This is a genomic window from Intrasporangium sp. (genome assembly GCF_035688975.1).
Lineage (GTDB): Bacteria > Actinomycetota > Actinomycetes > Actinomycetales > Dermatophilaceae > CALMNV01.
In genome coordinates, this window is sequence record NZ_DASSMH010000028.1 from 1 (window position 1) to 22,836 (window position 22,836).

Sequence of the window (22,836 nt, forward strand, 5' to 3'; positions counted from 1 at the left end):
TACGCGACGACCGAGCCGTCCTTGTTCGTGCGCCGTGTCTGCCGCAAGTACATACCTACACCACAGCACGAACTGCCCACGCATGTCGAGCGACACGCCCATAGTCGTGTGCCTACACGATTTCGAGATCCAGACCGACTCCCACGCCGCTGAGCAGCATAAACGCGACCCACGACTCCCGAGAATGCCTACGAACTGCGGAAGTCCGGCAGGACTGCAAGCTGGCCGAAGCCCGATGGCTCTCCCGGTTACGCAGGGTCATTCGGGTTCCACCGTCCGCTGTATCGGACCAGGTGCAGGTCGTCTCCATCGGGAACGCGCCTTCAGCGGTGCTCATCACTCGGCGCCCATGACGCCCCGGCCGACCCGGCTCATCAGCGCCACGGCGAGCTGCAGCGACCTGGTCATCCACCCCGTCAAGCAGTGAGCACCATCGCTCATGCGGCTCGTTCGAACCAGTCGAGAGCGAGGTCGGTGACCGCGGCGGGTGCGTCGTCGGTAATGAAATGCGCCGCGTCGTCGACGTAGGCGAACTCGACGCGATCGGCGTACCGCCCGGGACTGCGGCAGATGCGGGCCATGAGCTCCTCAGTCGTGGGAAAGTCGCGGCGGCCGACACCACAAGAGTCGGCACCGTGAGTCGCCGCCGACGGTAGACGCCGCGCATCATGCGCATGGCCTCGGGCAGGACCATGCGGCGGACGAGGGGACGCACCGCGGCGTCGATGTCGGGTCGTCGCAGCGGAGCGAGGTGCGCTGCGACGGTGGCCTCGGAGCTGGGGCGTGCGACAAGCCGCTCCGAGAAGGTGCCACGCAGCGAGGTGCCTCGTCCGACTTTGCCGCTCGGACGGACTTGCACGCAGTGCGGCGTGCAGTGTCGTCAAGCCGCCGCAGCCACGCCGTGAAAGCATGCCGCGATGACAAGAGCCCCTGCAGTTCTACGAGCCGACGACCCGCTTCGCCGCCATCTCGAAGCCAATGGATGGACAGTTTGCGCGCGCTCGTGGGCTGCGCAGCTCCACGCCGACCGCGTCGACCTGGAGCGCCTACGGGGCCTGGCCCCTCGAGTTCAGATGGCCGGCGCTGCCCGTGAACTGACCGGGGAGGACGCTGCCGCCATCCTCGAACTGGACGCCGCCATGGCCCAGGACTACCCCGGTGGGGTCGCCACATCGCATATGCCGCTCACCGTAGCGTCGGCCGTGCTGACCGGACGCCGACGGGCCTTTGGCGTGTTCGGCTACAGAGACGAGCTCCTGGCGATGACCTTTGCCGACCTGGATGGTGCCACGGCCGAGATCGACTTCACGGTTGTGGCCGCTCCTTGGCGCGGCCTGGGCGTGGGCACAGGACTCAAGGCTGCATCCCTGTTGGCACTCATCGAAGACGGGATCGAATCTGTTCGAACTGGCGGATCTGCGGACAACCACGCCATTATTCGCGCCAACACCACCATCGGCTTCGTCATAGACCAGGAGTGGGTCACCCTTACCGCGCCCGCGCACGGGTGACAACCCCGGCCCGCGGCCCCAAGGGTGCAGCACCGACCGCGAGATGCCGCTCTTTCGAGACTGAGTCAGGCCGGACACCGGGCCGTGCGCAGGTCGTCCTTCCGCTGCGCTGAAGGCGCCTATTGGACCTCGTGCACGCGCGGCCCGCCGGCATCCGCTGGACCCGTCGGCAAGACGGCGGCGGGACCGGCCTCTCAAGGCGTCCGAGCTCCGCGAGTCGCGCGGACCCGGGGGGAACGACGCCTTGAGGTCGCCGCAGGGAGGTCAGTTCGGCGCCAGGGGGATGGCCTGCAGGTGCACTCGCCAGACCTGGTGCACTCGCCCGAGCTGCGGCGCCCCCGCCTTTGGCCGCCGGGAGCGTCAGGCGGTCTGGCGCACGCCGAGGTTGGCGAAGACCTCGAGCGTGGCCGACGACCGGTTCATCGTGATGAAGTGGATGCCCGGCGCGCCCTCGTCGAGCAGGCGCTGGCTCGACTCCGTCGCGATGGCCAGGCCCTCGGCCCGCACCCCGGCCGCGTCATCGCCGTGCCGGGCCAGCCGATCGGTCACGGCCGACGGCATCGGCTGGCCAGCCAGCTCGGCCATCCGCAGCACCTGCCTGGCGTTCGTGATCGGCATGATCGCCGGCACGATGGGCAGCCGGGACCCGCGGCGCGCCACCTCGTCGCGCAGCCGCAAGTAGTTGTCGACGTCGAAGACCATCTGCGTGATGGCGAACTGCGCCCCGGCCCGTTCCTTGCGGATGAGCGTCGCGGCGTCCTCGCCGAGGTCGGTGGACTCCGGGTGGCCGTCCGGGAACGCGGCCACCCCGACCGTGAAGTCGCCGAGCCGCTTGATGAGCGCGACGAGGGCGTCGGCGTGGTCCAGCCCCTCCGGATGCGCGCTCCACGGCTGGTCCAGCCCGCCCTGCGGGTCGCCACGCAGGGCGAGGATGTTGCGGATGCCGACGGCCGCGTAGTGCCCGACGACGGAGCGCAGCTCGGCCACCGAGGACCCGACGCAAGTCAGGTGCGCCATCGGGGTGAGCGTCGTGCCCTCGAGGATGCGCTGGGTCATCCGCACCGTCCGGTCCCGGGTGCCGCCGCCTGCACCGTAGGTCACGGACACGAAGCTCGGAGACAGCTTCTCGAGCCGCCGGATCGCCTCCCACAGCTGGGTCTCGGCGGCGTCGTCCTTGGGCGGGAAGAACTCGAAGCTGAAGCTCGGCCGGGCAGCCTCGACCATCGCCGGGATCGAGCGGGTGAACCGCTCCACGCGGGTCATCGAGGAGGCGGTGCCGCGGGACATGGGGGCCAGCCTACGGCGACCGGCCGGGCGGCCGCCCTCGCCGTCCACCGGCAGGACACGCGCCCATTAGGCTTGGGGTCCGCCCGTGCCCACGCCCGCTGACGCCACCCCCGAGCCTGCAACCACCCCGAGCCCACCCCGATGGAGGACCCGTGTCGAACCCGACCGGCCTGGGTGACCTCCGCGGCCGGGTCCAGGACGCGGTCGACGGCCACATCTTCGCCGCCGCCAGGACCCTGGCCGAGCTCGGCGACGAGGTCGCCCCGCTGCTGGACGCGGTGACCCGTCTGCTCGCCGGCGGCAAGGGCTTTCGCGCCGGCTTCCTCTACTGGGGCTACCGCGCGACCGGCAGCCCGGACTCGGACGCCCTCGTCCGGCTCGCGGCGAGCATGGAGTTCTTCCAGGCCGGGGCGCTCCTCCACGACGACGTGATGGACCGCAGCGACACCAGACGCGGTATGCCGTCCGCCCACCGTGCGATCGCCACGCTCCACGGGGTGCGCGGCTGGGTCGGCGACGGGAACCGCTTCGGTGAGGGGGCCGCCATCCTCGCCGGAGATCTCTGCCTCACGTGGTGCGACGAGCTGTTCGCGACGTGTGGGTTGCCGGCTACCGACCTCGCCCGCGGCCGCGGCATGTTCGACCGGATGCGCACCCAGCTCATGGGCGGGCAGTTCCTCGACCTGCTCGAGTCCGCCCGCGGCTGGGCCGGTCTCGACCTCGAGGCCCGGCTCGCCTCGGCCCGCAAGGTGATCCGCTACAAGAGCGCCAAGTACACCATCGAGCACCCGTTGCTCATCGGTGCCCTCGTGGGCGGGCTCACCGGCCCGGCGCTGGGCCCGCTCTCCGACTTCGGCCTCGCGCTGGGCGAGGCCTTCCAGCTGCGCGACGACCTCCTCGGGGTCTTCGGCGACCCGGGGACGACGGGCAAGCCGGCCGGCGACGACCTGCGGGAGGGCAAGCGCACGGCGCTGATCGCCTACGCCCTCGACGGCGTCGACCCTGCGCAGCGCTGCACCTTCGAGTCGATGCTCGGGCGCGGGGACCTCGACGCCGACGACGTGACGACGCTGCGCGGCATACTGCACCGGTCTGGAGCGGTCGAGCGCGTGGAGGCGCTCATCAGCGACCGCGCGGAGGAGGCCGTCGCCGCGCTGGAGCGCGCCTCCCGGACGGGCTCCCTCGACGAGGCCGCGACGGCGGTCCTGCGCGATCTCGTGGACCGCTCGACCGCCCGTCACGCCTGACCGGGCGGGTCAGAAGGCCAGGGCCTGCGCCCGGCGCCGCACCTCGGTCTTGTGCCCGGCGCGGAGGGCGTCGATCGGGGCGCCCGGGACCGGCAGGGTCTCGTCGGGCGTGAACAGCCAGGTGAGGATCTCGGCGTCGTTCATCCCGCCGTCGGCGAGCACGGTGAAGGTGCCCTTGAGGTCACTGCGGGGGCCCTCGTCGTCGAAGAACTTCTCCGGGATGGCGACGACGTTGCGCTCCCCGATGCGGGCGCCGAGCAGCTCCCGGTCGGCCAGGAGCTGGCGGACCCGGGAGAGCGGCACTCCCAGCCGCTCGGCGGCGTCGGGCACGGTGAGCCAGGCGCCGACGAGCGCCTCCAGCTGGTTGCCCGGACGGTCCTGCGCGGGGGCCTCCCCGGTCGTCGCCGAGGCGCCGCGGACGGCTGCGGCGTCACGGGACGCGGGGCGGGGGTCGGCATTCGCGGTCACGCCACCCAGTCTGCCATTCCCGGGGCACACGTCCCGGCCCTCACATGCGCCCCAATTGTGCGCTATCCTCACAGGCGCCCCATTACCACCAGAAACCACCCCCGTCCCGCAAGACACGCCGAGTCCCGCTAGTCTCACCACACACATCCCGCCGCCCCCGCACCATGGGCTCCCCGGAAGGACCCTCATGCCACTCGTCGCCGACCTGGCCGCCGCCGCTCCCCCGCCGCACGTCCTGGCCCCACCTTCGAGTGCCGTCACCTGGCGTCCCGTCGTCGTGCGGCCGGGCGACACGGTGTGGCAGCTGGCCATCACCCACCGGACCACCCCGGGCGAGATCGTCGCCCGCAACGCGCTGCCCGCCGGCGGATCGCTCCTGCAGGTGGGCCAGCACCTCCTGGTGCCGGCTCCCGCGCCGGCCGGTGCTCCCGCGCCCGCGCCGGCGCCCGCGCCCGGGTCCGCCGCGACCGGCAGCTACACGGTCCGCGGCGGCGACACGCTGTCCGACATCGCCTCGCGGCACGGCCTCGGCGTCGCCGCCCTCGCCAGCGCCAACGCGATCAGCAACCCCCGCATGATCTTCCCCGGCCAGCGCCTGACCATCCCGGGCGCGGGCGCCCCGTCCGCCCCAGCCCCAGCCCCGGCGAGCCCGGCCGCCCCCGCCGGCCTGGTGCACGTCGTGCGCGGCGGCGACACCATGGTCGGCATCGCCGACCGCTACGGCGTCACCCTGACCAAGCTCCTCGCGGCGAACCGGCTGCCCAACCCGCGGATGATCTATGCCGGCCAGCGGATCACCATCCCGACCGCCGCCGCCAAGCCCACTGCCGCCGGCACGTCATCGGCACCGACGCCGACGAGCGCGAACACCTTCGCCGGCTACACCTTCTCGGACGCCACGGTGCGGGCCGCCAACGCCTCGCGCGCGGCGCTCGCCGCGCGGCCCGTCCCGAGCCGGGCCGAGACCGCGGCGATGATCCGGCGCACGGCGCTGCGACACGGGGTCGACCCCCGGCTCGCCCTCGCCGTGAGCTGGCAGGAGTCCGGCTGGAACCAGCGCGCCGTGTCGGTCGCCAACGCCATCGGCACGATGCAGGTCATGCCCACCTCCGGGACCTGGGCCTCGGAGCTCGCCGGCCGCCCCCTCGACCTGCTCGACACGCAGGACAACATCACGGCCGGGGTGGTCATCCTGCGCGCCCTGCAGGCCTCAGCCGCGGACCGCGACGAGGCGATCGCCGGCTACTACCAGGGCCTCGCCTCCGTGCAGAGCCGCGGCATGTTCGAGGACACGAAGGGCTACGTCAAGGCGGTCCAGGCCCACTACGACCGGATGTGACGCCCGGAGTGCCGGAGCGCCTGCACGCGGTGTCCTGCGGCATTCCGTAAACTCCTCGGGTGACGTCCAGCGTGGCGGACGCGCTCGTCGGTCGAGTCATCGACGGGCGCTACCGCGTCCTCTCCCATCTCGCGGACGGTGGCATGGCCTCCGTCTACGTGGCGATGGACGGGCGGCTCGACCGCGAGGTGGCCCTGAAGATCATGCGACCGGCCCTCGCCCGCGACGCCGTCTTCGTCGAGCGGTTCCGCCGGGAGGCGCGGGCGTCGGCCCGCCTCACCCACCCCAACGTCGTGGCCGTCTACGACCAGGGCGACGACGGGGGCGAGGTGTTCCTCGCCATGGAGCTCGTCGAGGGCAAGACCCTGCGCGAGGTCATCCACGAGGAGGCTCCGCTCACCGCCCGCGAGAGCCTGGCGATCCTCGAGCCGATCCTCGAGGCGCTGCGGGCCGCGCACACAGCCGGCCTGATCCACCGCGACGTCAAGCCCGAGAACGTCCTCATCCGCGCGGACGGCGAGGTCAAGGTCGCCGACTTCGGCCTCGCGCGGGCGGTGACCAACCAGACCGCGACGAGCCAGACCGGGATCCTCCTCGGCACCGTGTCCTACCTCTCCCCCGAGCAGGTCGAGCGCGGCGTGGCCGACCCTCGCAGCGACGTGTATGCCGCCGGGCTCCTCCTCTTCGAGATGCTCACCGGGCGCAAGGCCGTCACCGGCGAGACACCGATCCAGATCGCCTACCGGCACGTCCACGGCACGATCGACCCACCCTCGGCCGTCGTGCGGGACGTGCCGCAGGTGCTCGACGACCTCGTCGCCCGGGCCACCGCGACGGATCCCGCGGCGCGGTTCGAGACCACCGCCGCCTTCCTGGCCGCGGTGCGCGGCACGCGCGCGGGGCTCCCCGCGGCAGACCTCGACCGACGCCCGCGGCCTCCGTCAGGCTTCGGCTCCCCGGCAGGGGCGCACTCGGCCTCTGCCGCCTCGCCCATGCTCCCCGCCCCCACGGCTCCGACGCCCGTGCCCCGCACCGGCGCGCCCCCCGCCGACGGCCCCGCCCTGTCCCCCACGACGGCCCTGCCGGTGGACCGCGGCCGGCGCACCCGGCGGCGCTGGCCACTCTGGGTCGCGCTGCTCATGGCGGTCGTCCTCGCCGCCGGCGGCGGCTGGTGGTTCACCGCCGGTCCGGGTGCGCCGACGACCGTCCCCGCCGTCACGGGTGCTCCCCTGCAGGCGGCGGTCGCGGCCCTGGAGCGGGCGTCACTGCGTGCGGCGCGGAGCGAGAGCTACTCCGAGACGGCCGGCAAGGGCACCGTCATCTCCGCCGAGCCGCGGGCAGGTGCGCAGGTGGGCAAGCAGACGACGGTCAACCTCGTCGTGTCCAAGGGCCCGGAACGCTATGCCGTGCCACGCCTCGTCGGGCGGCCCGCCGACGCCGCCGCCTCGGCACTTGCGCCGCTGACGCTCACGCTCGGAGGCCGCACCGACGAGTGGAGCGAGACGGTCCCCGCCGGGGTCGTCCTCAGGCAGGACCCCGCCGAGGGTGCCTCCGTCAAGCGCGGCACGCCGGTGGGCGTCGTCGTGTCCAAGGGACGCCAGCCCATCCCGGTGCCCACGCTGCAGGGCCTGCCCCTGGCCAAGGCGACGAACGCCCTGGAGACGGCTGGCCTGCGCGTCACGCGGGCCCCTGACGTCAACAGCGACATCGTGCCGACCGGCAGCGTCATCTCGGCCTCTCCGGCCAGCGGGACGCTCTTCCGCGGCGACACGGTGACCCTCACGGTGTCCAAGGGCCCCGTCCTCGTGCAGGTGCCCAACGTCATCGGGCGTGACACCGCCACCGCCGAGCGGGTGCTCACCGCGCTCGGTTTCCGGGTGAGCAAGGAGTATCCCTTCGGCAGGCTCTTCGACCTCGTGCGGGTCCAGAGCATCGAGGGCGGCCGCTCGGTGCCCAAGGGCTCCTCCATCGTCCTGACGATCGTCTGAGCCGGTCGGTGACCCCAGCCGGTCGAGAGCGGCTCGCCACGGCGCTGCTCGTCGCCCTCACCGCCGTGTGGGGCTCGACGTTCTTCCTCATCCGTGACCTCGTGGCGCACGTGCCGCCCGTCGACTTCCTGGCGCTGCGGTTCGGCATCTCCGCGGTCGTCATGGTCCTCCTCCTCCGGCGCCCCCTGCGGGCCCTGCGGCGGCGGGAGGTCGCCACCGGCGCCGGGCTGGGCCTGCTCTACGGCCTCGCCCAGATCCTGCAGACGCAGGGCCTCGCCACCACCCCTGCCTCCGTCTCGGGGTTCATCACCGGCACCTACGTCGTCCTGACACCCCTGCTGGCCGCCGCCCTCCTGCGCGAGCGGCTCCCCGCCACGACGTGGGTGGCTGTCGGCCTCGCGACCGCCGGCCTTGCGCTGCTGTCGCTGCGCGGCGTCTCCGTCGGCGTCGGCGAGTCCCTCACCCTGGGCGCGGCGGCGCTCTACGCCGTGCACATCCTCGGGCTGGGCCGCTACAGCGGCCACGACGTCGCCGCCGGGCTCTCCGCCGTGCAGATGGTCGTCATCGCGGTGCTCTGCCTCGTCGGCGCCGCGCCCTCCGGGATCGTGCTGCCGGCGACCCCGGGCCAGTGGGCCTCGGTGCTCTACATGGTCGCCTTCGCCAGCATCGGGGCCCTGTGGGTGCAGACCTGGGCGCAGGCCCACCTGCCGGCCACGCGAGCCGCGATCGTCATGACCCTGGAGCCGGTCTTCGCCGCGGCCTTCGCCGTCAGCCTCGGCAACGAGACGGCGACGTGGCGGATGGTGGCCGGCGGCGCACTCGTCCTCACCGCGATGTATGCCGTCGAGCTCCTCGCCCGGCGGCGCCCCGGCGAGCTGCCCGCCGAGGTGCTGCACCACGAGGTCTGACCGTCCCACGCCGGTTCGAGGTATTCGGCGACCGGATGCCGTCGCCGAATACCTCGAACCAGGCGGGCGGGACGCAGCCGTCGGCGGGTCGGCGCGGTCAGGAGGCGGGGCCGCTGCGCAGCAGGTCGGTGAGCACGTCGACGGCGTGGTCGGTGGCCGCGTCGTCGACGTCGAGGTGCCACACGAGCCGCACGGACCCCGGCCCGACGGCATACGTGCGCACACCCCGGTGCAGCGCCGTGGCCACGAAGTCCGGGCCGGACCACCCGGCCACGGCAACGTCGACGACGACGATGTTGGTCTCCACGGCCGCCGGGTCGACGCTGCCCGGGGCGGCCTCGGCCATCGCGTCGGCGGCCCGCCTGGCCCGGGCGTGGTCGTCGACGAGGCGCTCGACGTGGTGGTCGAGGGCCCAGAGGCCCGCCGCGGCGAGGATCCCCGCCTGCCGCATGCCGCCCCCGAAGCGCTTGCGCCAGACCCTCGACTCCTGCATCGCGGCCCGGGAGCCGACGAGCACGCTGCCCACCGGAGCGCCCAGGCCCTTGCTCAGGCACACGGAGACGGTGTCGAACTCGCGCCCGTATGCCGTCAGCGCGGTGCCGGTCGCGGCAGCGGCGTTCCACAGCCGGGCGCCGTCGAGGTGCATCGCGACCCCGTGCTCCCGGGTCAGCGTGCGCGCGCGCCGGATCTGCTCGATCGGCTGGACCGTGCCGCCGCCGAAGTTGTGCGTGTTCTCCACGACCACCAGCGACGTGCACACCTGGTAGGGGCCCACGCCCGTCGTCATGAGCGAGGCGGCGTCGTCGGCACGGAAGCGGCCGCGGGTCGACACCCAGGTGCGCGACGTGATCCCCGACAGGATCGCCGCGGCGCCGAGCTCCGCCCGGACGATGTGGGCGAGCGAGTCGGCCACGAGCTCCTCACCGGGGCGAACGTGCAGGCGCACCCCGAGCTGGTTCGCCATCGAGCCGGACGGCGTGAAGAGGCCGGCCTCGTGGCCGAGGAGGGATGCGACGCGCTCCTCGAGGGCGTTGACCGTGGGGTCCTCGCCGAAGACGTCGTCCCCCACCGGGGCGGCGGCCATGGCGGACCGCATCCCGTCGGTGGGGCGCGTGAGGGTGTCGCTCAGCAGGTCGGCGCGGACGCCGCCCACCCTCAGACCTGTCCCAGCATCTCGGCGACGACGAAGGCCAGCTCGAGGGACTGCTGGTGGTTCAGGCGCGGGTCGCACACCGACTCGTAGCGCTTCTCGAGGTCGGAGTCGATGATCTTCTCCGCGCCACCGAGGCACTCCGTCACGTCGTTGCCGGTGAGCTCGACGTGAATGCCGCCGGGCACGGTGCCGAGGGAGTGGTGCACCTCGAAGAAGCCGCGCACCTCGTCGACGATGTCGTCGAAGTCGCGGGTCTTGAACCCGGTGGTCGACTCGAAGGTGTTGCCGTGCATGGGATCGCAGATCCACGTGACCACGGCCCCGGAACCGGTCACCTTGTCGACCAGGGCCGGCAGCGCCTCGCGGACCGTCCTGGCACCCATCCTCGTGATGAAGGTGAGCCGCCCCGGAGTGCGCTGGGGGTCGATCTTGTCGATGATCCGCAGCACCTCGTCGACATCGGCCTTCGGCCCGAGCTTGACGCCGACGGGGTTGCTCACCCGCGAGACGAAGTCGATGTGGGCGCCGTCGAGCTGGCGGGTGCGCTCCCCGACCCACACGAAGTGCCCGGAGGTGTCGTAGAGCCGGCCGGTGCGCGAGTCGATGCGGGTGAGGGGCCGTTCGTAGTCGAGCAGCAGCGCCTCGTGCGCGGCGAAGAACTCGACGGTGCGCATGCGCTCGAAGTCCGCGCCGCACGCGGCCATGAAGCGCATCGCCTTGTCGATGTCACGGGCGATGCGCTCGTACTTGGCGTTGGCCGAGTTGGAGACGAAGCCCTTGTTCCAGTCGTGGACGTGGCGCAGGTCGGCGAAGCCGCCGGTCGTGAACGCCCGCACGAGGTTGAGCGTCGCCGAGGCCGCGTGGTAGGCGCGGACGAGCCGACCAGGGTCCGGCGTCCGGGCAGCCTCGTGGAAGGCGAAGTCGTTGACCATGTCGCCGCGGAAGGCCGGCAGCGTCACGCCCTCGCGGGTCTCGACGGTGGACGAGCGCGGCTTGGCGTACTGCCCGGCCATCCGCCCGATCTTGACGACCGGCACGCTGGCGCCGTACGTGAGCACCGCGGCCATCTGCAGGATCGTCTTGATCCGGTCGCGGATGTTGTCGGCGGTGGCGGAGGCGAAGGTCTCGGCACAGTCACCGCCCTGCAGGACGAACGCCTGCCCCACGGCGGCCGCCGCCATCCGCTCCGTGAGCAGGTCGCACTCGCCCGCGAAGACGAGCGGCGGGTAGCTGCGGAGCGTCTCGATGACCTCGGCGAGCGCGGCGGTGTCGGGCCACGCCGGCTGCTGGGCGGCGTCGAGCTCGGCGCCGGCCGCGTGCAGGGCCGCCAGGGCCGCGGTCCCGTCGACGGATGCGGAGCCGGGGAGCACGGCGGAGGTCCTCGTTGTCACTCGCCCAGCCTAGACGGCGCCCCTGCGGCCGCCGGCCAGGGTCCGCATCCCGAACACGGCGCTCGGTCCTGCCGTCGGGTCGCCGGGCGGCAGTCAGGAGGCTGCCTCGACCCCCGGCCCGGCGTCGCCAAGCGGGTCGTCGTCCGCGGGCGTGGACGGGCTCGGCTCGAGCGTGCCCTCGAGCTTGCCCTCGGCGAGGTCGAGCGCCTTCTCCAGCTCCGGGGCGGCGCTGCCCGCCTTCGCCGCCTCCTGCAGCTGCAGGGCGGTCGCCCTGGCCGCCGCGAGCAGCCGGTCCTTCATCGAGGTGGCGTACATGTCGACGTACTCCTGGCCGGAGAGCTCCATGAGCTCGTACATGATCTCGTCGGTGATCGAGCGCAGCACGAAGCGGTCGTCCTGCATCCCGTCATAGCGCGAGAAGTCGAGCGGCTTGCCGACCCGGACCCCGATTCGCATGATGCGCGGGATCTTCTTGCCCCGGGGCTGCGCCTTGTCCGTGCCGATCATGGCCACGGGGACGACGGGCACCCGCGCCTCGAGGGCCATCCGTGCGACCCCGGTGCGGCCCCGGTAGAGCCGACCGTCCGGCGAGCGCGTGCCCTCCGGGTAGATGCCGAGCAGCTCCCCGCGACGCAGCACGCGCAGACCTGACGCGAGGGCCGCACTGCTCGCCTTGCCCCCGGAGCGGTCGACCGGCACCTGCCCGATGCCCTTGAAGAAGGCCGCGGTGAGCCGGCCCTTGAGGCCCCGGCCGGTGAAGTAGTCGGACTTGGCGAGGAAGGTGACGCGCCGCGGCACGACGACCGGCAGGAACACCGAGTCGGAGAAGGAGAGGTGGTTGCTCGCGAAGATCGCCGCGCCCTCCGCGGGGATGTTCTCCTCGCCCTCCACCCACGGCCGGAAGAGCAGCTTCAGGACCGGCCCTAGGACGATCGTCTTCAGCACCCAGTAGAACACCAGCGTCCGCCTTCCAGCTCTGAGGCGAGCACTCTACGGTACTCGCGTGCGCCCAGCCGGGCGTGCGAGGATCATTGGGTCCGCGCACCGTCGTGCGGACGCTGCCGCCCGCGGTCGTCGCTCGCCGCCTCGCCGCCGTCGCCAAGGAGTTCACCGTGCCGGTCCTGCCCGGAGCCGAGCCGTTCCTGCACCACGGCGGCACGACGGCGGTGCTCATGAGCCACGGCTTCACCGGCTCCCCCGTCAGCGTCCGGGCCTGGGCCGAGCACCTCGCGGAGCACGGGCACACCGTGTCGGTGCCCCTCCTGCCCGGCCACGGGACGACGTGGCGCGAGCTCAACCGCACCACGTGGCAGCAGTGGTATGCCGCCCTCGACGACGAGCTGCGCCGGCTCGCCGAGCGGGCGGACCACGTCTTCGTCGCCGGCCTGTCCATGGGCGGAGCGCTCGCCCTACGGCTCGCGGAGGAGCACGGGTCGGTGATCAAGGGGCTCGTCCTCGTCAACCCCGCCGTCAAGGTCGAGGACGTGCGGCTGCGCGCCCTTCCGCTGCTCATGCGGGTCGTCCCCGCGCTGGGCGGCATCCGCAACGACATCAAGCTGACCGGTCAGGACGAGGGTGCCTACGACCGGCTTCCGCTCCGCGCCCTGCACTCGCAGGTGCAGGGGTGGGCCCAGACGGTCGCCGACCTGGGACGCGTCGACCAGCCGCTCCTGCTCTTCCGGTCACGGGTCGACCACGTCGTGCCGGCCAGCAGCTCCGCCCTCGTCCTGTCGCGGGTCAGCAGCACCGACGTCACCGAGGTCGTGCTCGAGGAGAGCTACCACGTGGCCACCATGGACAACGACGCGCCGCTGATCTTCGAGCGCACGGTGGGCTTCCTGGACCGGATCGCGGTGACCGCGTCATGAACGACCCTGACCTCGACGCCGAGTTCGAGCGGATCATCGCCGGCTGGGACACCGACACCGCGCCGGAGCCGCCGCAGCGTCGCTCCGCCTCGGACGGCGCGGGCTCGGGCCCCGCCGCCACCGAGCCGGGCGAGCCGACCACCATCCCGCCGCCCACCATCCCGCCGACCACCACCCCGCCGACCACCACCCCACCGACCACCACCGAGCCGAGTGAGCCGGCCGAGACCACCACCCCGCCCACCACCCCGCCGACCGAGAACGAGGCGCCGGTCCCGAGCGCGGATGCGGCCTGGCGAGGGGCGAGCGGGCCCGACACGGGTGACGAGGTGGGCGACGAGCACTTCGACCCACCGACCGTCACCGACCTTCCCACGGCCGAGGACGACCCGATGTTCTGGGCCATCGTCGGCGGCCTCACGGGTGGCCCGCTCCTGCTCCTCTACGTGCTGCTCTTCGACCGCGGTGGCAGTGCCTGGTGGGTGGTGACGGCCCTGACCTTGATCATCGTGGGCTTCGTGCTGCTCGTCCTGCGCGGCGGCACGGAGCGTGACCCCACCGACGACGGCACGCGGATCTGACTCAGGCCTCGGACAGGCGCAGGTCGGCCCAGACGGGCCGGTGGTCGGAGCCCGCCGCGAGGTCCGCGGCGGACAGCCGCACGGGCCGGCCCGAGGCCTCCCGCAGGCCGACCCCCGCGAGAATGACGTCGAGGGCCCGGGTCGGCCGGTCGGAGGGAAACGTCGGCCAGTCGTCGGACACCGGACGGCAGGAGGACTCGAGCACCCGCCAGGCCGGTCCGCCCGGCTCCTCGTTGAGGTCGCCGGCCACGACCGAGCGCGGACCGAGCCCCTGCGCGATCTGGGCTGCGTGGCGTTCCCGCTCCGGGCCGCGCAGCCCGAGGTGGACGCTGTGCACGGTCACGGGAGCCGCGCCGGGCAGCTCCACGTCGAGCACGGCATACCCCCGGGTGCGGTCCGGGAAGCGCACCCCCAGCCGCCGGGAGCTGGTGGCGCGCACCCGCACGCGCAGGGCGGTCAGGACCGCGGTGCCGCCGCTGCCCCGCCGGCCGCCTGCCCACCACAGGCCGCACTCGTGCGCGAAGCCGGGCAGCCGCAGCTCGGTCGTGAGCCGGCGGGGCACCTCCTGGAGGCACAGCACGTCGGGCGCGATGGCGCGCACGACGCGGACGGCGGCGGCGCGGTCGCCCAACAGGTCGCGCAGGTTGTAGCTCGCGACCCGGAGGACCGGTCTCGGGCGGGCCCCGTCCACCGCACCGGCTCGGGAGGCGGTCACCGGCCCGACCTGGCCAGTTCCGCGGCCCCGATCAGGCCGGCGTCACTGCCGAGCTCGGCCCGCACGATTCCGGCCTCCGGCCGGTAGCCGCGACCGGTCAGGTGCCGCCGGAACGACTCACGGGCCGGGCCCAGGAGCATCTCCCCGGCCGCGCTCACCCCGCCGCCGATGACAAAGAGGCCGGGGTCGAAGGCCGCGGCGAGGTTGGCCATGCCGACGCCCAGCCAGTTGCCGATGTCGGCGAGCAGCTCGCGGGCCGTAGGGTCCCCGGCCCGTGCGGACTCGGTGATGAACGGGCCTGTGAGCGCGGACCGGTCGCCACCTAGGCGGCCGAGCATCTCCGCCACCACCGGCGACCCGGCCTCGATCATGGCCCGCGCCTCGCGGACGAGCGCGTTGCCGCTGGCGTACTGCTCCCAGCAGCCGCGGTTGCCGCACTCGCACCGGATGCCGTCGGGCACGACCTGCATGTGCCCGAACTCGCCGGCGATGCCGTGCCGCCCGCGTTGGATCGACGAGTCGAGGATGAGCGCGCCACCGATGCCCGTGCCGAGAGTCACGACGACGACATGCGTCTCCCCGCGGGCCGCCCCGAAGGTTCGCTCCGCCCACGCCGCCGCGTTGGCGTCGTTGTCGACGGTGATCGGCAGCCGGATCCGCCGTTGCAGGGCGTCGCGCAACGGCTCGTTGCGCCACGACAGGTGCGGCGCGAAGACGACGGTGGCCCGGTCGGCGGCGACGAAGCCGGCGGCGCCGATGCCGACCGCGACCACCTCGCTGGGGTCCTCGACGACGGTGAGCAGCTCGTCGACGCAGTCGGTGATGGTGTCCTCCACGACGACGGGCGACGTCGACCGGTGGGGGGTGTCACGTCGGGTGCGGTGCACGATCCGGCCGGCGACGTCCACGACGCCGGCCGCGACCTTGGTCCCCCCGATGTCGACACCGATGGCGAGACTGCCGCTCATCTGCGCTCCTCCGGCTCGCTGGCGTCGCGTCGCACCCGCTGGGCCGACGCGAGGTCATGCAGGGCGGTCGCGGCGAGAGCGACGACGTCGGCGACGCGCTCGATCGTCTCGGGGCTCACCCTCCCGACGAAGTCGATGAGCTGGCACACGGGGCACAGCGTGCAGGCGTCGACGCGCTCACCGCCGGCGCCTGGGTCGGCGGCCCGTGCCGTGCCGCAACCACACCCCGGCCGCCCACCGGCGGCATCCCCCTGGCTCCCCGAGGAGGGCGGCTGGGTCTCCCGAGCGGCTCCACCATCGGCCTCGCCATCCGTCTCGCCGTCCGCCTCGCCGTGCTGGCTTCCCGGAGGAGCCGCGCCTCGGCCGGCGCGCGCGGCGAGCAGGTCCACCAGCCAGGCCGCCTCCTGCGCCACCGTCCCGACGCCATCGGGGCCTACCGACGGGCGACCTTCGCTGTGCGACACGCCGGCCTCAGGCCTCGACGCGCTTCTTGAGCTCCCTGAGGGCGGTGTCGACGATGACCTTCTCCGCCTTCCGCTTGAGCAGTCCGATCATGGGGATCTTCACGTCGACCGACAGCCGGTAGGTCACCCTGGTCCGGTCCCCGTCGGCCGCCAGCGTGTACGACCCGGTCATGGCCTTGAGCACCGTGGCCGACACCAGCGACCACGACACCACCCCCGTCCCGTCCTCCACGACGTCCCAGTCGTAGTCGAGGACATAGGTGTCCTTGATCGCGCCGGCATCGAGGGTGAAGCGAACCTGGTCCGCCCAGCCGTCGCCCTCCTCCGCGAGGACCGTGACCGCCTTCACCTCGGCGGCCCACTGCGGATAGGCCTCGAAGTCGGCGATGACGTCGAGCACCGCACCCGGACTGGCGTCGATGAGGATGGAGGACTCGGTGCGATCGGCCATGCGCGGAAGGTTAGCGTGTCGCCGACGCCGGTCCGCCTCGGCCGGCGGGCACGGCTCGGTAGGGTGCACCCATGATCCGCGCCGCCGCAGGAGTGTGCTCGTGAAGGAGAACGTCGTCGCGCCCCTCGCGCCGACGACCACGGAGGGCAGCCTCGCCGACCTGCCCTTCCGCAACGCGGCGCAGGCACCCGCGACCCCGGCCTTCTCGATCAAGGGTGCTGACGGCACGTGGACGTCGCTGACCTGGCCGCAGTTCGCGGCCGACGTCACGGCCGTGGCCAAGGGTCTCGTGGCGCAGGGCCTCGAGCCGGGCGCCCGGGTGGGGCTCATGTCGCGCACCCGCTACGAGTGGACGCTGCTCGACTTCGCGATCTGGGTGGCCGGTGGCGTCGTCGTGCCCATCTACGAGACGTCCTCGGCTGAGCAGGTCGAGTGGATCCTGTCGGACGCGGGGGCGCAGACCGTCTTCGTCGAGTCGGGCCAGCATCGCGATCTCGTGGACCAGGTGCGTGCGGGGCTTCCCGCGCTCGAGGAGGTCTGCACCATCGATGACGGGGTCCTCGACGCGCTGCGGCAGCGCGGCAAGGACGTCACGGACGCCGAGATCGAAGGCCGCCGGGCCAGCCTCGACCGCGACTCGGTGGCGACGATCATCTACACGTCCGGCACGACGGGACGACCCAAGGGCTGCCGGCTGACCCACGGCAACTTCCTGTCCCTCGCCGAGAACACCATCGAGAAGCTCGGGGCCGTCGTCCTCGCCGACGGGGCGGCCACGCTGCTCTTCCTGCCGCTCGCGCACGTCTTCGCCCGCTTCATCGAGGTGCTCTGCGTCGCCGGCAAGGTGCGCCTGGGCCACTCCCCCGACATCAAGACGCTGCTCGCCGACTTCGCCGGCTTGCAGCCGACCTTCATCCTCGCGGTGCCGCGCGTCTTCGAGAAGATCTTCAACTCGGCGGAGGCCCGGGCCGAGGCGGACGGCAAGGGCCGCATCTTCCTGCGGGCGGCCGCGACGTCGATCGCCTGGAGCGAGGCCCTGGACGGGTCTGGGCCGGGGCTCGCGCTGCGGGTGCAGCATGCCCTCTTCGACCGGCTCGTCTACGGGAGGCTGCGGGCCGCCATGGGCGGCAAGGTGCGGTATGCCGTGTCCGGCGGAGGACCGCTGGGCACCCGCCTCGGGCACTTCTACCGCGGCATCGGCCTCGACGTCCTCGAGGGCTACGGCCTGACGGAGACGACGGCCCCGATCACCGTCAACGTGCCGGAGAAGGTCAAGATCGGCACCGTTGGGCCGCCGCTGCCGGGTGGCGCGGTGCGGATCGCCGACGACGGCGAGATCCTCGTGCGGGGTGTCGGCGTCTTCGCGGGCTACCACGGCAACGAGGCCGCCACCCGCGAGGCGCTCGTGGACGGCTGGCTGCACACCGGCGACCTCGGCGACCTCGACGACGACGGCTACCTGCGCATCACCGGCCGCAAGAAGGAGATCATCGTCACGGCGGGGGGCAAGAACGTCGCTCCCGCGGTCCTCGAGGACCGGTTGCGGGCCCACCCGCTCGTCTCGCAGTGCATCGTCGTGGGCGACCAGAAGCCGTTCGTGGCCGCGATGCTCACCCTCGACGCGGAGATGTGGCCGCTCTGGGCGTCGGCGCACGGGCTCGAGGGGGTCTCGATCGACGAGGCCCGGGGCCATCCCAAGGTCTGCGAGGCCCTGCAGCACGCCGTGGACCGGGCCAACGAGGCGGTGAGCAAGGCGGAGTCGATCCGGAAGTTCTCCGTGCTGCCGGGCGACTTCACGGAGGAGAACGGCTACCTCACCCCGTCGATGAAGCTCAAGCGCAGCCTGGTCCTGCGTGACTTCGCCGACGCGGTGGAGGCGCTCTACTCCTGACCCCGCCTGGCCGCTCAGGGACCAGGGAGCCCGGTGATCCGCGCCCGCCACGCGCGGGTCAGCTCCGGCCGGGAGGTGTGCAGCACGTCGCGCAGCGCCCGGTCGGCGGCGGCCTCCGGGTCGGCAGGCCAGCCCGGCGGCGGGTGGTCCGCGGCGGCAACCGCCCGGTAGAAGCGCAGGACGGCCGCCTCGCCGTGCGCGTCGACCAGGGTGCGGACGGCGAGCCACGCCTGCCCGTAGGCGGCGGCGAGCCGACCGTCCGCAGCGTCGAAGGCGTGGTCGTCGGGCAGCCGCGCCGGCACGCCGCCGACCTGGGCCGCGGCGAGCACCGGCGCGGCGAGCTGCCGGTCGGGGAGGCGCACGTCCCGGTAGGCGACGTACTCGGCGAGTCCCTCCGAGAGCCATAGGGGAGCCGGCCGCGTGGCCGTCGTCCGGACCGTCACATGCGTGAGCTCGTGCGTGAGCACGACGTCACGGCCGGCGCCCGTGAGTGACGCCCACGCCGTGGGGACGACGACGACGCGATCGGACCCGGCCCTGCCGTCGGGCCGCAGCGGCCCGTCCGTGACCGCGGCGAGGCCCACCAGGCTCGATGCGTCGCGGCCGAGCAGCCGCGCCGCGTCGGCCGGCGTGCCCGGCGCCACCCACACGGCCGGCACGACCGTGCCCACGACGTCGTGCACTCGCACGGCCGCCGCGTCGGCGCGACGCGCCAGCTCGTCGACGTGCTCGTCACCTCCCTGGCCGAGCACGAGAGCCCGGGGGGAGCGACGGACCTTGAGCCCGGGCAGGTCCCATGGCTCGGGACGGTCCGCCGGCGCGGAGCCGACGATGGTGACGCCGAAGGCGGCGTCAGAGCTGAAGGCAAGGTCGAGGGTGAAGGTTCGCGGTGCCCGGTCGAAGCCCGCGAGGCGGTAGGCCAGCACCGCCCGGCCCGTCCACGAGGCGGCTGCGGCCAGGCCGGCCGCGGCGGGCTGCGTGGTGAGGGAGACGAGCTGCGGATCGGCGATGCGGACCGCCTCCAGCCGCGCGAAGAGCTCGCGCTGCTGCTCGCGCAGGCGGTCGCCCCGCACGCCCTGCAGCCATCCAGCCAGGTCGGCGGCCGCAGCGGCCTGCCAGCGTCGGGCGATGAGTCGCCCAGCGGCCGCCTCGAGCCGGCTCGCGGTGGTGGCCCCAGGCGCGGCCACGCGGTGGGCCGCCGCCACCTGCGGGCCGGCCGAGGCGACCGCCGACCCGGTGCGTGGGGCGCCCAGGGTGGTGCCCGGCGCACAGGCGCCCTGCACCAGCAGGGCGACCAGCACCAGCAGCGGCGGGCGGCGCAACGGCGGGCGGCGCAGCGACGGGCGGCGCAGCGACGGACGGCGCCACGGCGACCGCCCGCCCCGAACACCGCGCCTGTTCCGGAGCCCACGCTGCACGCCCGCCATGGTGGCACGCCTCGTGGTGGCTAACCCACCGCCCGTCGGCCCTCGCCCTGCCCGCGCGCGGTCGTGCCCGCGGACCGACGGGCGAGCCCTGCCGTCCGGGCGGCGGACGAGCGGGCCCGGTGCGGGGGGTCGCCGGCCGGCTCCCGGACCGCGCGCGCGGCGGCGGCCTCCCTCCGACTGACGAGTCCGGCCTCGACCAGGACCGAGACGGCACGCTGTTCGGCGGGGTCGAGGCGAGCGGTGTCGGCGAGGAGCTCACCGACCGACAGCGCGGTCACCATGCAGTCGGCGCAGTGCACGTCGCGCACCGGGCAGGTCTGGCAGTCGATGAGCATCATCGTCGCCACCTTCTTTCGGTCACTGGATCGGTCGCGGGACCCTCGGTGGATCACCCGTGCCAGACGCTAGGCGCGGGCGCCGACAGTGCCCCTCGGCGCCCCCCCAGCCCCCCCAGCGCGCCTGCCCGGGCACTGTCGCCGGCCCGGCATACGGTCTGGCACATGCAGGCGATCCAGACCACGCTCGACGACCTCGGCACCCCGCTCGCAGGCGTGACCTTCGTCGTCGTCGACCTGGAGTCGACCGGCGGCAGCCCGGCGACGTGCGGCATCACCGAGATCGGTGCCGTCAAGGTGCGCGGCGGCGAGGTGCTCGGCGAGTTCCAGACGCTGGTCAACCCGCGAGAGCCGATCCCGGCGTTCATCTCGGTCCTCACCGGCATCACGGACGGCATGGTCGCCGACGCACCTCGGATCGAGGGCGCCCTGCCAGCCTTCCTCGAGTTCGCACGCGGCAGTGTGCTGGTGGCGCACAACGCCGGCTTCGACATCACGTTCCTCAAGGCGGCGGCCGCACACACCGGCACCCCGTGGCCGGGCTTCCACGTCCTCGACACGCTCCAGCTCGCCCGCCACCTCGTCGGCCGCGACGAGGCACCCAACCACAAGCTGTCCAGCCTCGCGACCCTCTTCTCGGCGAGCACCACGCCCGACCACCGGGCGCTGCACGACGCTCGGGCCACCGTCGACGTGCTCCACGGGCTCGTCGAGCGCGTCGGCAGCCTCGGCGTGCACACCCTGGAGGAGCTGGCGAGCTACTCGTCGCGGGTCACGCCCGCGCAGCGGCGCAAGCGCTTCCTCGCCGATCCCCTGCCCTCGGCGCCCGGCGTCTACCTCTTCAAGGACGGCAACGGCCGGGTCCTCTACGTCGGCACGAGCCGGGACATCCGGGCCCGGGTCCGCACCTACTTCACCGCGTCGGAGCAGCGCAGCCGCATGGCCGACATGGTCCGGCTGGCCGAGCTCGTGCACCCGGTCGTGTGCCTGACGCCGCTCGAGGCCCAGGTCCGCGAGCTGCGGCTCATCCACGAGCACCAGCCGCGGTTCAACCGTCGCTCCAAGCACGCCCGGCACGCCACCTGGGTCAAGCTCACCCGCGAGCGCTTTCCGCGGCTCAGCATCGTGCGCGCCGTCCGCGACGACGGCGCCTGCTACATCGGCCCGTTCCGCTCGCGCACCAGCGCCCAGGCGGCGGTCGACGCCGTGCATGAGGTGCTGCCGCTGCGCCAGTGCACCGAGCGGCTCACCGGCCGCGGTGGGTCCGCCTGCGCCCTGGCCGACATGGGTCGCTGCGGCGCGCCGTGCACCGGTGCCCAGTCCGCCGAGTCGTATGCCGCGGTCGCCGAGGAGTGCGCCGCGCTCCTTTGCGGCGACGCGCGCAGTGGCGCAGCCCGGCTCTGGTCCCGCCTCGACGAGCTGGCCCGGCAGGAGCGCTTCGAGGACGCGGCCCGGGTCCGCGACCGCTTTCTGCACCTCGTGCGGGCCGCCTCCCGGGCCCAACGCATCGCCCCGCTCGCCGCGGCCGCCGAGCTCGTGGCCGCCCGACCGCACGAGGACGGCGGCTGGGAGCTCGTGGTCATTCGCCACGGCAAGCTCGCGGGCACCGCGGTGAGCCCGCGAGGGGCCGACCCGATGGTGCACGTCCGCACCCTGCAGGCCACCGCCGAGGTCGTCGAGCACCCCGTCCCGGGAGCCCCTGCCGGGCTCGTCGAGGAGGCCGAGATCCTGCTCCGCTGGCTCGAGGCGCCCGGCGTGCGTGTCGTCGAGCTCGACGGCACGTGGAGCTGCCCGGTGGGCGGGGCCGGCTGGGTGCGGCAGCAGCTCGAGCCAGCGGTGGCCGCCGCCGCAGAGGCAGCGGGGTTCGACCATGACGTGCTCGCCGGAGCGCGTCCGACCCGCTCGGGCCTGCGCTGCGCCGGGTAGCCGCCCGATAGGCTGCCAAGGTGATCACCGCCATCGTCATGATCGACTGCGAGGTCCACCGGATCCCCGAGGTCGCCGAGGCCATCGCCGACATTCCGCAGGTGTCCGAGGTCTACTCCGTCACCGGCGACGCCGACCTGATCGCCCTCGTGCGGGTGCGCACCCACGACGAGTTCGCCGACGTGATCGCCGACCGGCTCAACAAGGTGGACGGCGTCGTGCGGACCTCGACCCACATCGCCTTCCGCACCTACTCCGCGCACGACCTCGAGGCGGCCTTCAGCCTCGGGCTCGAGGGCGGCTGACCGCGCAAGGCCTGAGCCCACCGTCGGCGCCCACGGGCCTTGCTCGACGGCGGGCATCGCGGGACGATACCGACAGGGGTCGACCGCCCAAGGAGGGGCCGATGGGTTCGGACAACGAGAGGCTCGCCGAGGAGTTCGGGCTGGTGTGGGACGTCGCCGCACCGGACGAGCTGGCCGACCAGCTGTTCGCCGCGGACGTCGTCGACCACAACCCGCAACCGGGTCAGGGCGAGGGTCGTGACGGCATGAAGCAGGTCATCGCGCTCTACCACGGGGTGTTTCCAGACCTGCACGTCACCAACGAGGAGGTCATCGCCTCGGGCGATCGAGCCGTGCTGCGGTGGAGCGCCACCGGCACGCATGAGGGGGACGGCCTCGGTATGCCGGCCACACACCGGCAGGTCCGGCTGACGGGAATCGACATCCTGCGTCTCGCGGAGGGCCGGATCGCCGAACGCTGGGGCGAGTCGAACGGCATGGAGATGATGCAGCAGCTCACGTCCGCGTAGGAGCCGGCCTCCTATCAGCCCCACCCAGGCGCAGCCCCTCGGCACGCGCGCGGCCCCTCGGCACGCGCGCAGCCCCTCGGCACGCGCGCACGTTCTGGTGTGTC

General features: G+C 73.3%; 23 protein-coding genes. 11 read left to right on the forward strand and 12 right to left on the reverse strand.

Translation table 11 applies throughout. The annotated features are described in order from the left end of the window. Window positions 1-437 precede the first annotated feature (437 nt). A complete protein-coding gene (locus VFJ94_RS02795) occupies window positions 438-581 on the reverse strand; it encodes a hypothetical protein (RefSeq protein ID WP_325002657.1) in 144 nt (47 codons plus the stop codon). A gap of 492 nt (window positions 582-1,073) precedes the next feature. Between VFJ94_RS02795 and VFJ94_RS02800 the strand changes: the two genes are divergently transcribed. Continuing rightward, window positions 1,074-1,511, forward strand: a complete 438-nt coding sequence (locus VFJ94_RS02800; protein ID WP_325002658.1) for an acetyltransferase — start codon at window positions 1,074-1,076, stop codon at window positions 1,509-1,511. A 360-nt stretch (window positions 1,512-1,871) separates the two neighbouring features. On the opposite strand, the gene metF is transcribed toward VFJ94_RS02800, so the two are convergent. Next, window positions 1,872-2,798: a methylenetetrahydrofolate reductase [NAD(P)H] gene (gene metF / locus VFJ94_RS02805; protein ID WP_325002659.1), complete on the reverse strand. Its 927-nt coding sequence runs from the start codon at window positions 2,796-2,798 to the stop codon at window positions 1,872-1,874. Between the two features lie 152 nt (window positions 2,799-2,950). Here metF and VFJ94_RS02810 point away from each other — a divergent pair, with 152 nt between their 5' ends. After that, window positions 2,951-4,045 (forward strand): polyprenyl synthetase family protein, encoded by a 1,095-nt coding sequence (locus tag VFJ94_RS02810; RefSeq protein ID WP_325002660.1) that lies wholly within the window; start codon window positions 2,951-2,953, stop codon window positions 4,043-4,045. Between the two features lie 9 nt (window positions 4,046-4,054). Here the strand turns inward: VFJ94_RS02810 and VFJ94_RS02815 are convergent, their stop codons facing one another. Beyond that, complete coding sequence (locus tag VFJ94_RS02815) at window positions 4,055-4,513, reverse strand: Rv2175c family DNA-binding protein (RefSeq protein WP_414654542.1); 459 nt, start codon at window positions 4,511-4,513, stop codon at window positions 4,055-4,057. A gap of 187 nt (window positions 4,514-4,700) precedes the next feature. Between VFJ94_RS02815 and VFJ94_RS02820 the strand changes: the two genes are divergently transcribed. The 3 genes from VFJ94_RS02820 to VFJ94_RS02830 are packed head-to-tail and all read left to right on the forward strand — an operon-like array spanning window position 4,701 to window position 8,748. Continuing rightward, a complete protein-coding gene (locus VFJ94_RS02820; protein ID WP_325002661.1) occupies window positions 4,701-5,852 on the forward strand; it encodes a LysM peptidoglycan-binding domain-containing protein in 1,152 nt (383 codons plus the stop codon). A gap of 59 nt (window positions 5,853-5,911) precedes the next feature. After that, window positions 5,912-7,840, forward strand: coding sequence for a Stk1 family PASTA domain-containing Ser/Thr kinase (gene pknB / locus VFJ94_RS02825; protein ID WP_325002662.1), 1,929 nt, complete (start codon window positions 5,912-5,914; stop codon window positions 7,838-7,840). Between the two features lie 8 nt (window positions 7,841-7,848). Then, complete coding sequence (locus tag VFJ94_RS02830) at window positions 7,849-8,748, forward strand: DMT family transporter (protein ID WP_325002663.1); 900 nt, start codon at window positions 7,849-7,851, stop codon at window positions 8,746-8,748. A gap of 97 nt (window positions 8,749-8,845) precedes the next feature. Here the strand turns inward: VFJ94_RS02830 and VFJ94_RS02835 are convergent, their stop codons facing one another. From VFJ94_RS02835 to VFJ94_RS02845, 3 genes are all read right to left on the reverse strand, one after another. Beyond that, a complete protein-coding gene (locus tag VFJ94_RS02835; protein ID WP_325002664.1) occupies window positions 8,846-9,901 on the reverse strand; it encodes a GntG family PLP-dependent aldolase in 1,056 nt (351 codons plus the stop codon). A 2-nt stretch (window positions 9,902-9,903) separates the two neighbouring features. Continuing rightward, complete coding sequence (locus VFJ94_RS02840; RefSeq protein WP_325002723.1) at window positions 9,904-11,232, reverse strand: class II 3-deoxy-7-phosphoheptulonate synthase; 1,329 nt, start codon at window positions 11,230-11,232, stop codon at window positions 9,904-9,906. A 153-nt stretch (window positions 11,233-11,385) separates the two neighbouring features. Continuing rightward, window positions 11,386-12,249, reverse strand: coding sequence for a lysophospholipid acyltransferase family protein (locus VFJ94_RS02845; RefSeq protein WP_325002665.1), 864 nt, complete (start codon window positions 12,247-12,249; stop codon window positions 11,386-11,388). Between the two features lie 74 nt (window positions 12,250-12,323). Here VFJ94_RS02845 and VFJ94_RS02850 point away from each other — a divergent pair, with 74 nt between their 5' ends. Then, a complete protein-coding gene (locus tag VFJ94_RS02850) occupies window positions 12,324-13,160 on the forward strand; it encodes an alpha/beta hydrolase (protein WP_325002666.1) in 837 nt (278 codons plus the stop codon). Further along, window positions 13,157-13,741 (forward strand): hypothetical protein, encoded by a 585-nt coding sequence (locus tag VFJ94_RS02855; RefSeq protein WP_325002667.1) that lies wholly within the window; start codon window positions 13,157-13,159, stop codon window positions 13,739-13,741. The genes VFJ94_RS02850 and VFJ94_RS02855 overlap by 4 nt, the downstream gene beginning before the upstream one ends. A gap of 1 nt (window position 13,742) precedes the next feature. Here VFJ94_RS02855 and VFJ94_RS02860 read toward each other — a convergent pair whose 3' ends face one another. The 4 genes from VFJ94_RS02860 to VFJ94_RS02875 are packed head-to-tail and all read right to left on the reverse strand — an operon-like array spanning window position 13,743 to window position 16,339. Further along, complete coding sequence (locus tag VFJ94_RS02860) at window positions 13,743-14,456, reverse strand: endonuclease/exonuclease/phosphatase family protein (protein WP_325002668.1); 714 nt, start codon at window positions 14,454-14,456, stop codon at window positions 13,743-13,745. Then, entirely contained in the window at window positions 14,453-15,424 is a 972-nt protein-coding gene (locus tag VFJ94_RS02865; protein ID WP_325002669.1) for an ROK family glucokinase, read from the reverse strand. The genes VFJ94_RS02860 and VFJ94_RS02865 overlap by 4 nt, the downstream gene beginning before the upstream one ends. Further along, complete coding sequence (locus tag VFJ94_RS02870) at window positions 15,421-15,837, reverse strand: hypothetical protein (protein WP_325002670.1); 417 nt, start codon at window positions 15,835-15,837, stop codon at window positions 15,421-15,423. The genes VFJ94_RS02865 and VFJ94_RS02870 overlap by 4 nt, the downstream gene beginning before the upstream one ends. A gap of 58 nt (window positions 15,838-15,895) precedes the next feature. Next, window positions 15,896-16,339: an SRPBCC family protein gene (locus VFJ94_RS02875; protein WP_325002671.1), complete on the reverse strand. Its 444-nt coding sequence runs from the start codon at window positions 16,337-16,339 to the stop codon at window positions 15,896-15,898. A gap of 100 nt (window positions 16,340-16,439) precedes the next feature. On the opposite strand from VFJ94_RS02875, the gene VFJ94_RS02880 reads away from it, so the two are divergent. After that, window positions 16,440-18,230 carry a long-chain fatty acid--CoA ligase gene (locus tag VFJ94_RS02880; protein WP_325002672.1) on the forward strand — a complete coding sequence of 597 codons (1,791 nt, stop codon included), beginning with the start codon at window positions 16,440-16,442 and terminating at the stop codon, window positions 18,228-18,230. Between the two features lie 14 nt (window positions 18,231-18,244). Here the strand turns inward: VFJ94_RS02880 and VFJ94_RS02885 are convergent, their stop codons facing one another. Both VFJ94_RS02885 and VFJ94_RS02890 read right to left on the reverse strand, forming a co-directional pair. After that, complete coding sequence (locus tag VFJ94_RS02885; protein ID WP_325002673.1) at window positions 18,245-19,648, reverse strand: hypothetical protein; 1,404 nt, start codon at window positions 19,646-19,648, stop codon at window positions 18,245-18,247. 29 nt (window positions 19,649-19,677) lie between these two features. Further along, window positions 19,678-19,995 (reverse strand): hypothetical protein, encoded by a 318-nt coding sequence (locus VFJ94_RS02890; RefSeq protein ID WP_325002674.1) that lies wholly within the window; start codon window positions 19,993-19,995, stop codon window positions 19,678-19,680. 162 nt (window positions 19,996-20,157) lie between these two features. On the opposite strand from VFJ94_RS02890, the gene VFJ94_RS02895 reads away from it, so the two are divergent. The 3 genes from VFJ94_RS02895 (at window position 20,158) to VFJ94_RS02905 (ending at window position 22,732) form a co-directional block, all read left to right on the forward strand. After that, complete coding sequence (locus VFJ94_RS02895; RefSeq protein WP_325002675.1) at window positions 20,158-21,918, forward strand: DEDD exonuclease domain-containing protein; 1,761 nt, start codon at window positions 20,158-20,160, stop codon at window positions 21,916-21,918. 20 nt (window positions 21,919-21,938) lie between these two features. Then, window positions 21,939-22,223, forward strand: a complete 285-nt coding sequence (locus VFJ94_RS02900; protein ID WP_325002676.1) for an Lrp/AsnC ligand binding domain-containing protein — start codon at window positions 21,939-21,941, stop codon at window positions 22,221-22,223. A 101-nt stretch (window positions 22,224-22,324) separates the two neighbouring features. Beyond that, complete coding sequence (locus VFJ94_RS02905) at window positions 22,325-22,732, forward strand: ester cyclase (protein ID WP_325002677.1); 408 nt, start codon at window positions 22,325-22,327, stop codon at window positions 22,730-22,732. Window positions 22,733-22,836 lie beyond the last annotated feature (104 nt).

Coding starts and splice junctions, on each gene's coding strand:
- VFJ94_RS02795 (WP_325002657.1), bottom strand. CDS start 581: ATGGCCCGCATCTGCCGCAGTCCCGGGCGGTACGCCGATCGCGTCGAG.
- VFJ94_RS02800 (WP_325002658.1), top strand. CDS start 1,074: ATGGCCGGCGCTGCCCGTGAACTGACCGGGGAGGACGCTGCCGCCATC.
- metF (WP_325002659.1), bottom strand. CDS start 2,798: ATGTCCCGCGGCACCGCCTCCTCGATGACCCGCGTGGAGCGGTTCACC.
- VFJ94_RS02820 (WP_325002661.1), top strand. CDS start 4,701: ATGCCACTCGTCGCCGACCTGGCCGCCGCCGCTCCCCCGCCGCACGTC.
- VFJ94_RS02855 (WP_325002667.1), top strand. CDS start 13,157: ATGAACGACCCTGACCTCGACGCCGAGTTCGAGCGGATCATCGCCGGC.
- VFJ94_RS02865 (WP_325002669.1), bottom strand. CDS start 15,424: ATGAGCGGCAGTCTCGCCATCGGTGTCGACATCGGGGGGACCAAGGTC.
- VFJ94_RS02875 (WP_325002671.1), bottom strand. CDS start 16,339: ATGGCCGATCGCACCGAGTCCTCCATCCTCATCGACGCCAGTCCGGGT.
- VFJ94_RS02890 (WP_325002674.1), bottom strand. CDS start 19,995: ATGATGCTCATCGACTGCCAGACCTGCCCGGTGCGCGACGTGCACTGC.
- VFJ94_RS02895 (WP_325002675.1), top strand. CDS start 20,158: ATGCAGGCGATCCAGACCACGCTCGACGACCTCGGCACCCCGCTCGCA.
- VFJ94_RS02905 (WP_325002677.1), top strand. CDS start 22,325: ATGGGTTCGGACAACGAGAGGCTCGCCGAGGAGTTCGGGCTGGTGTGG.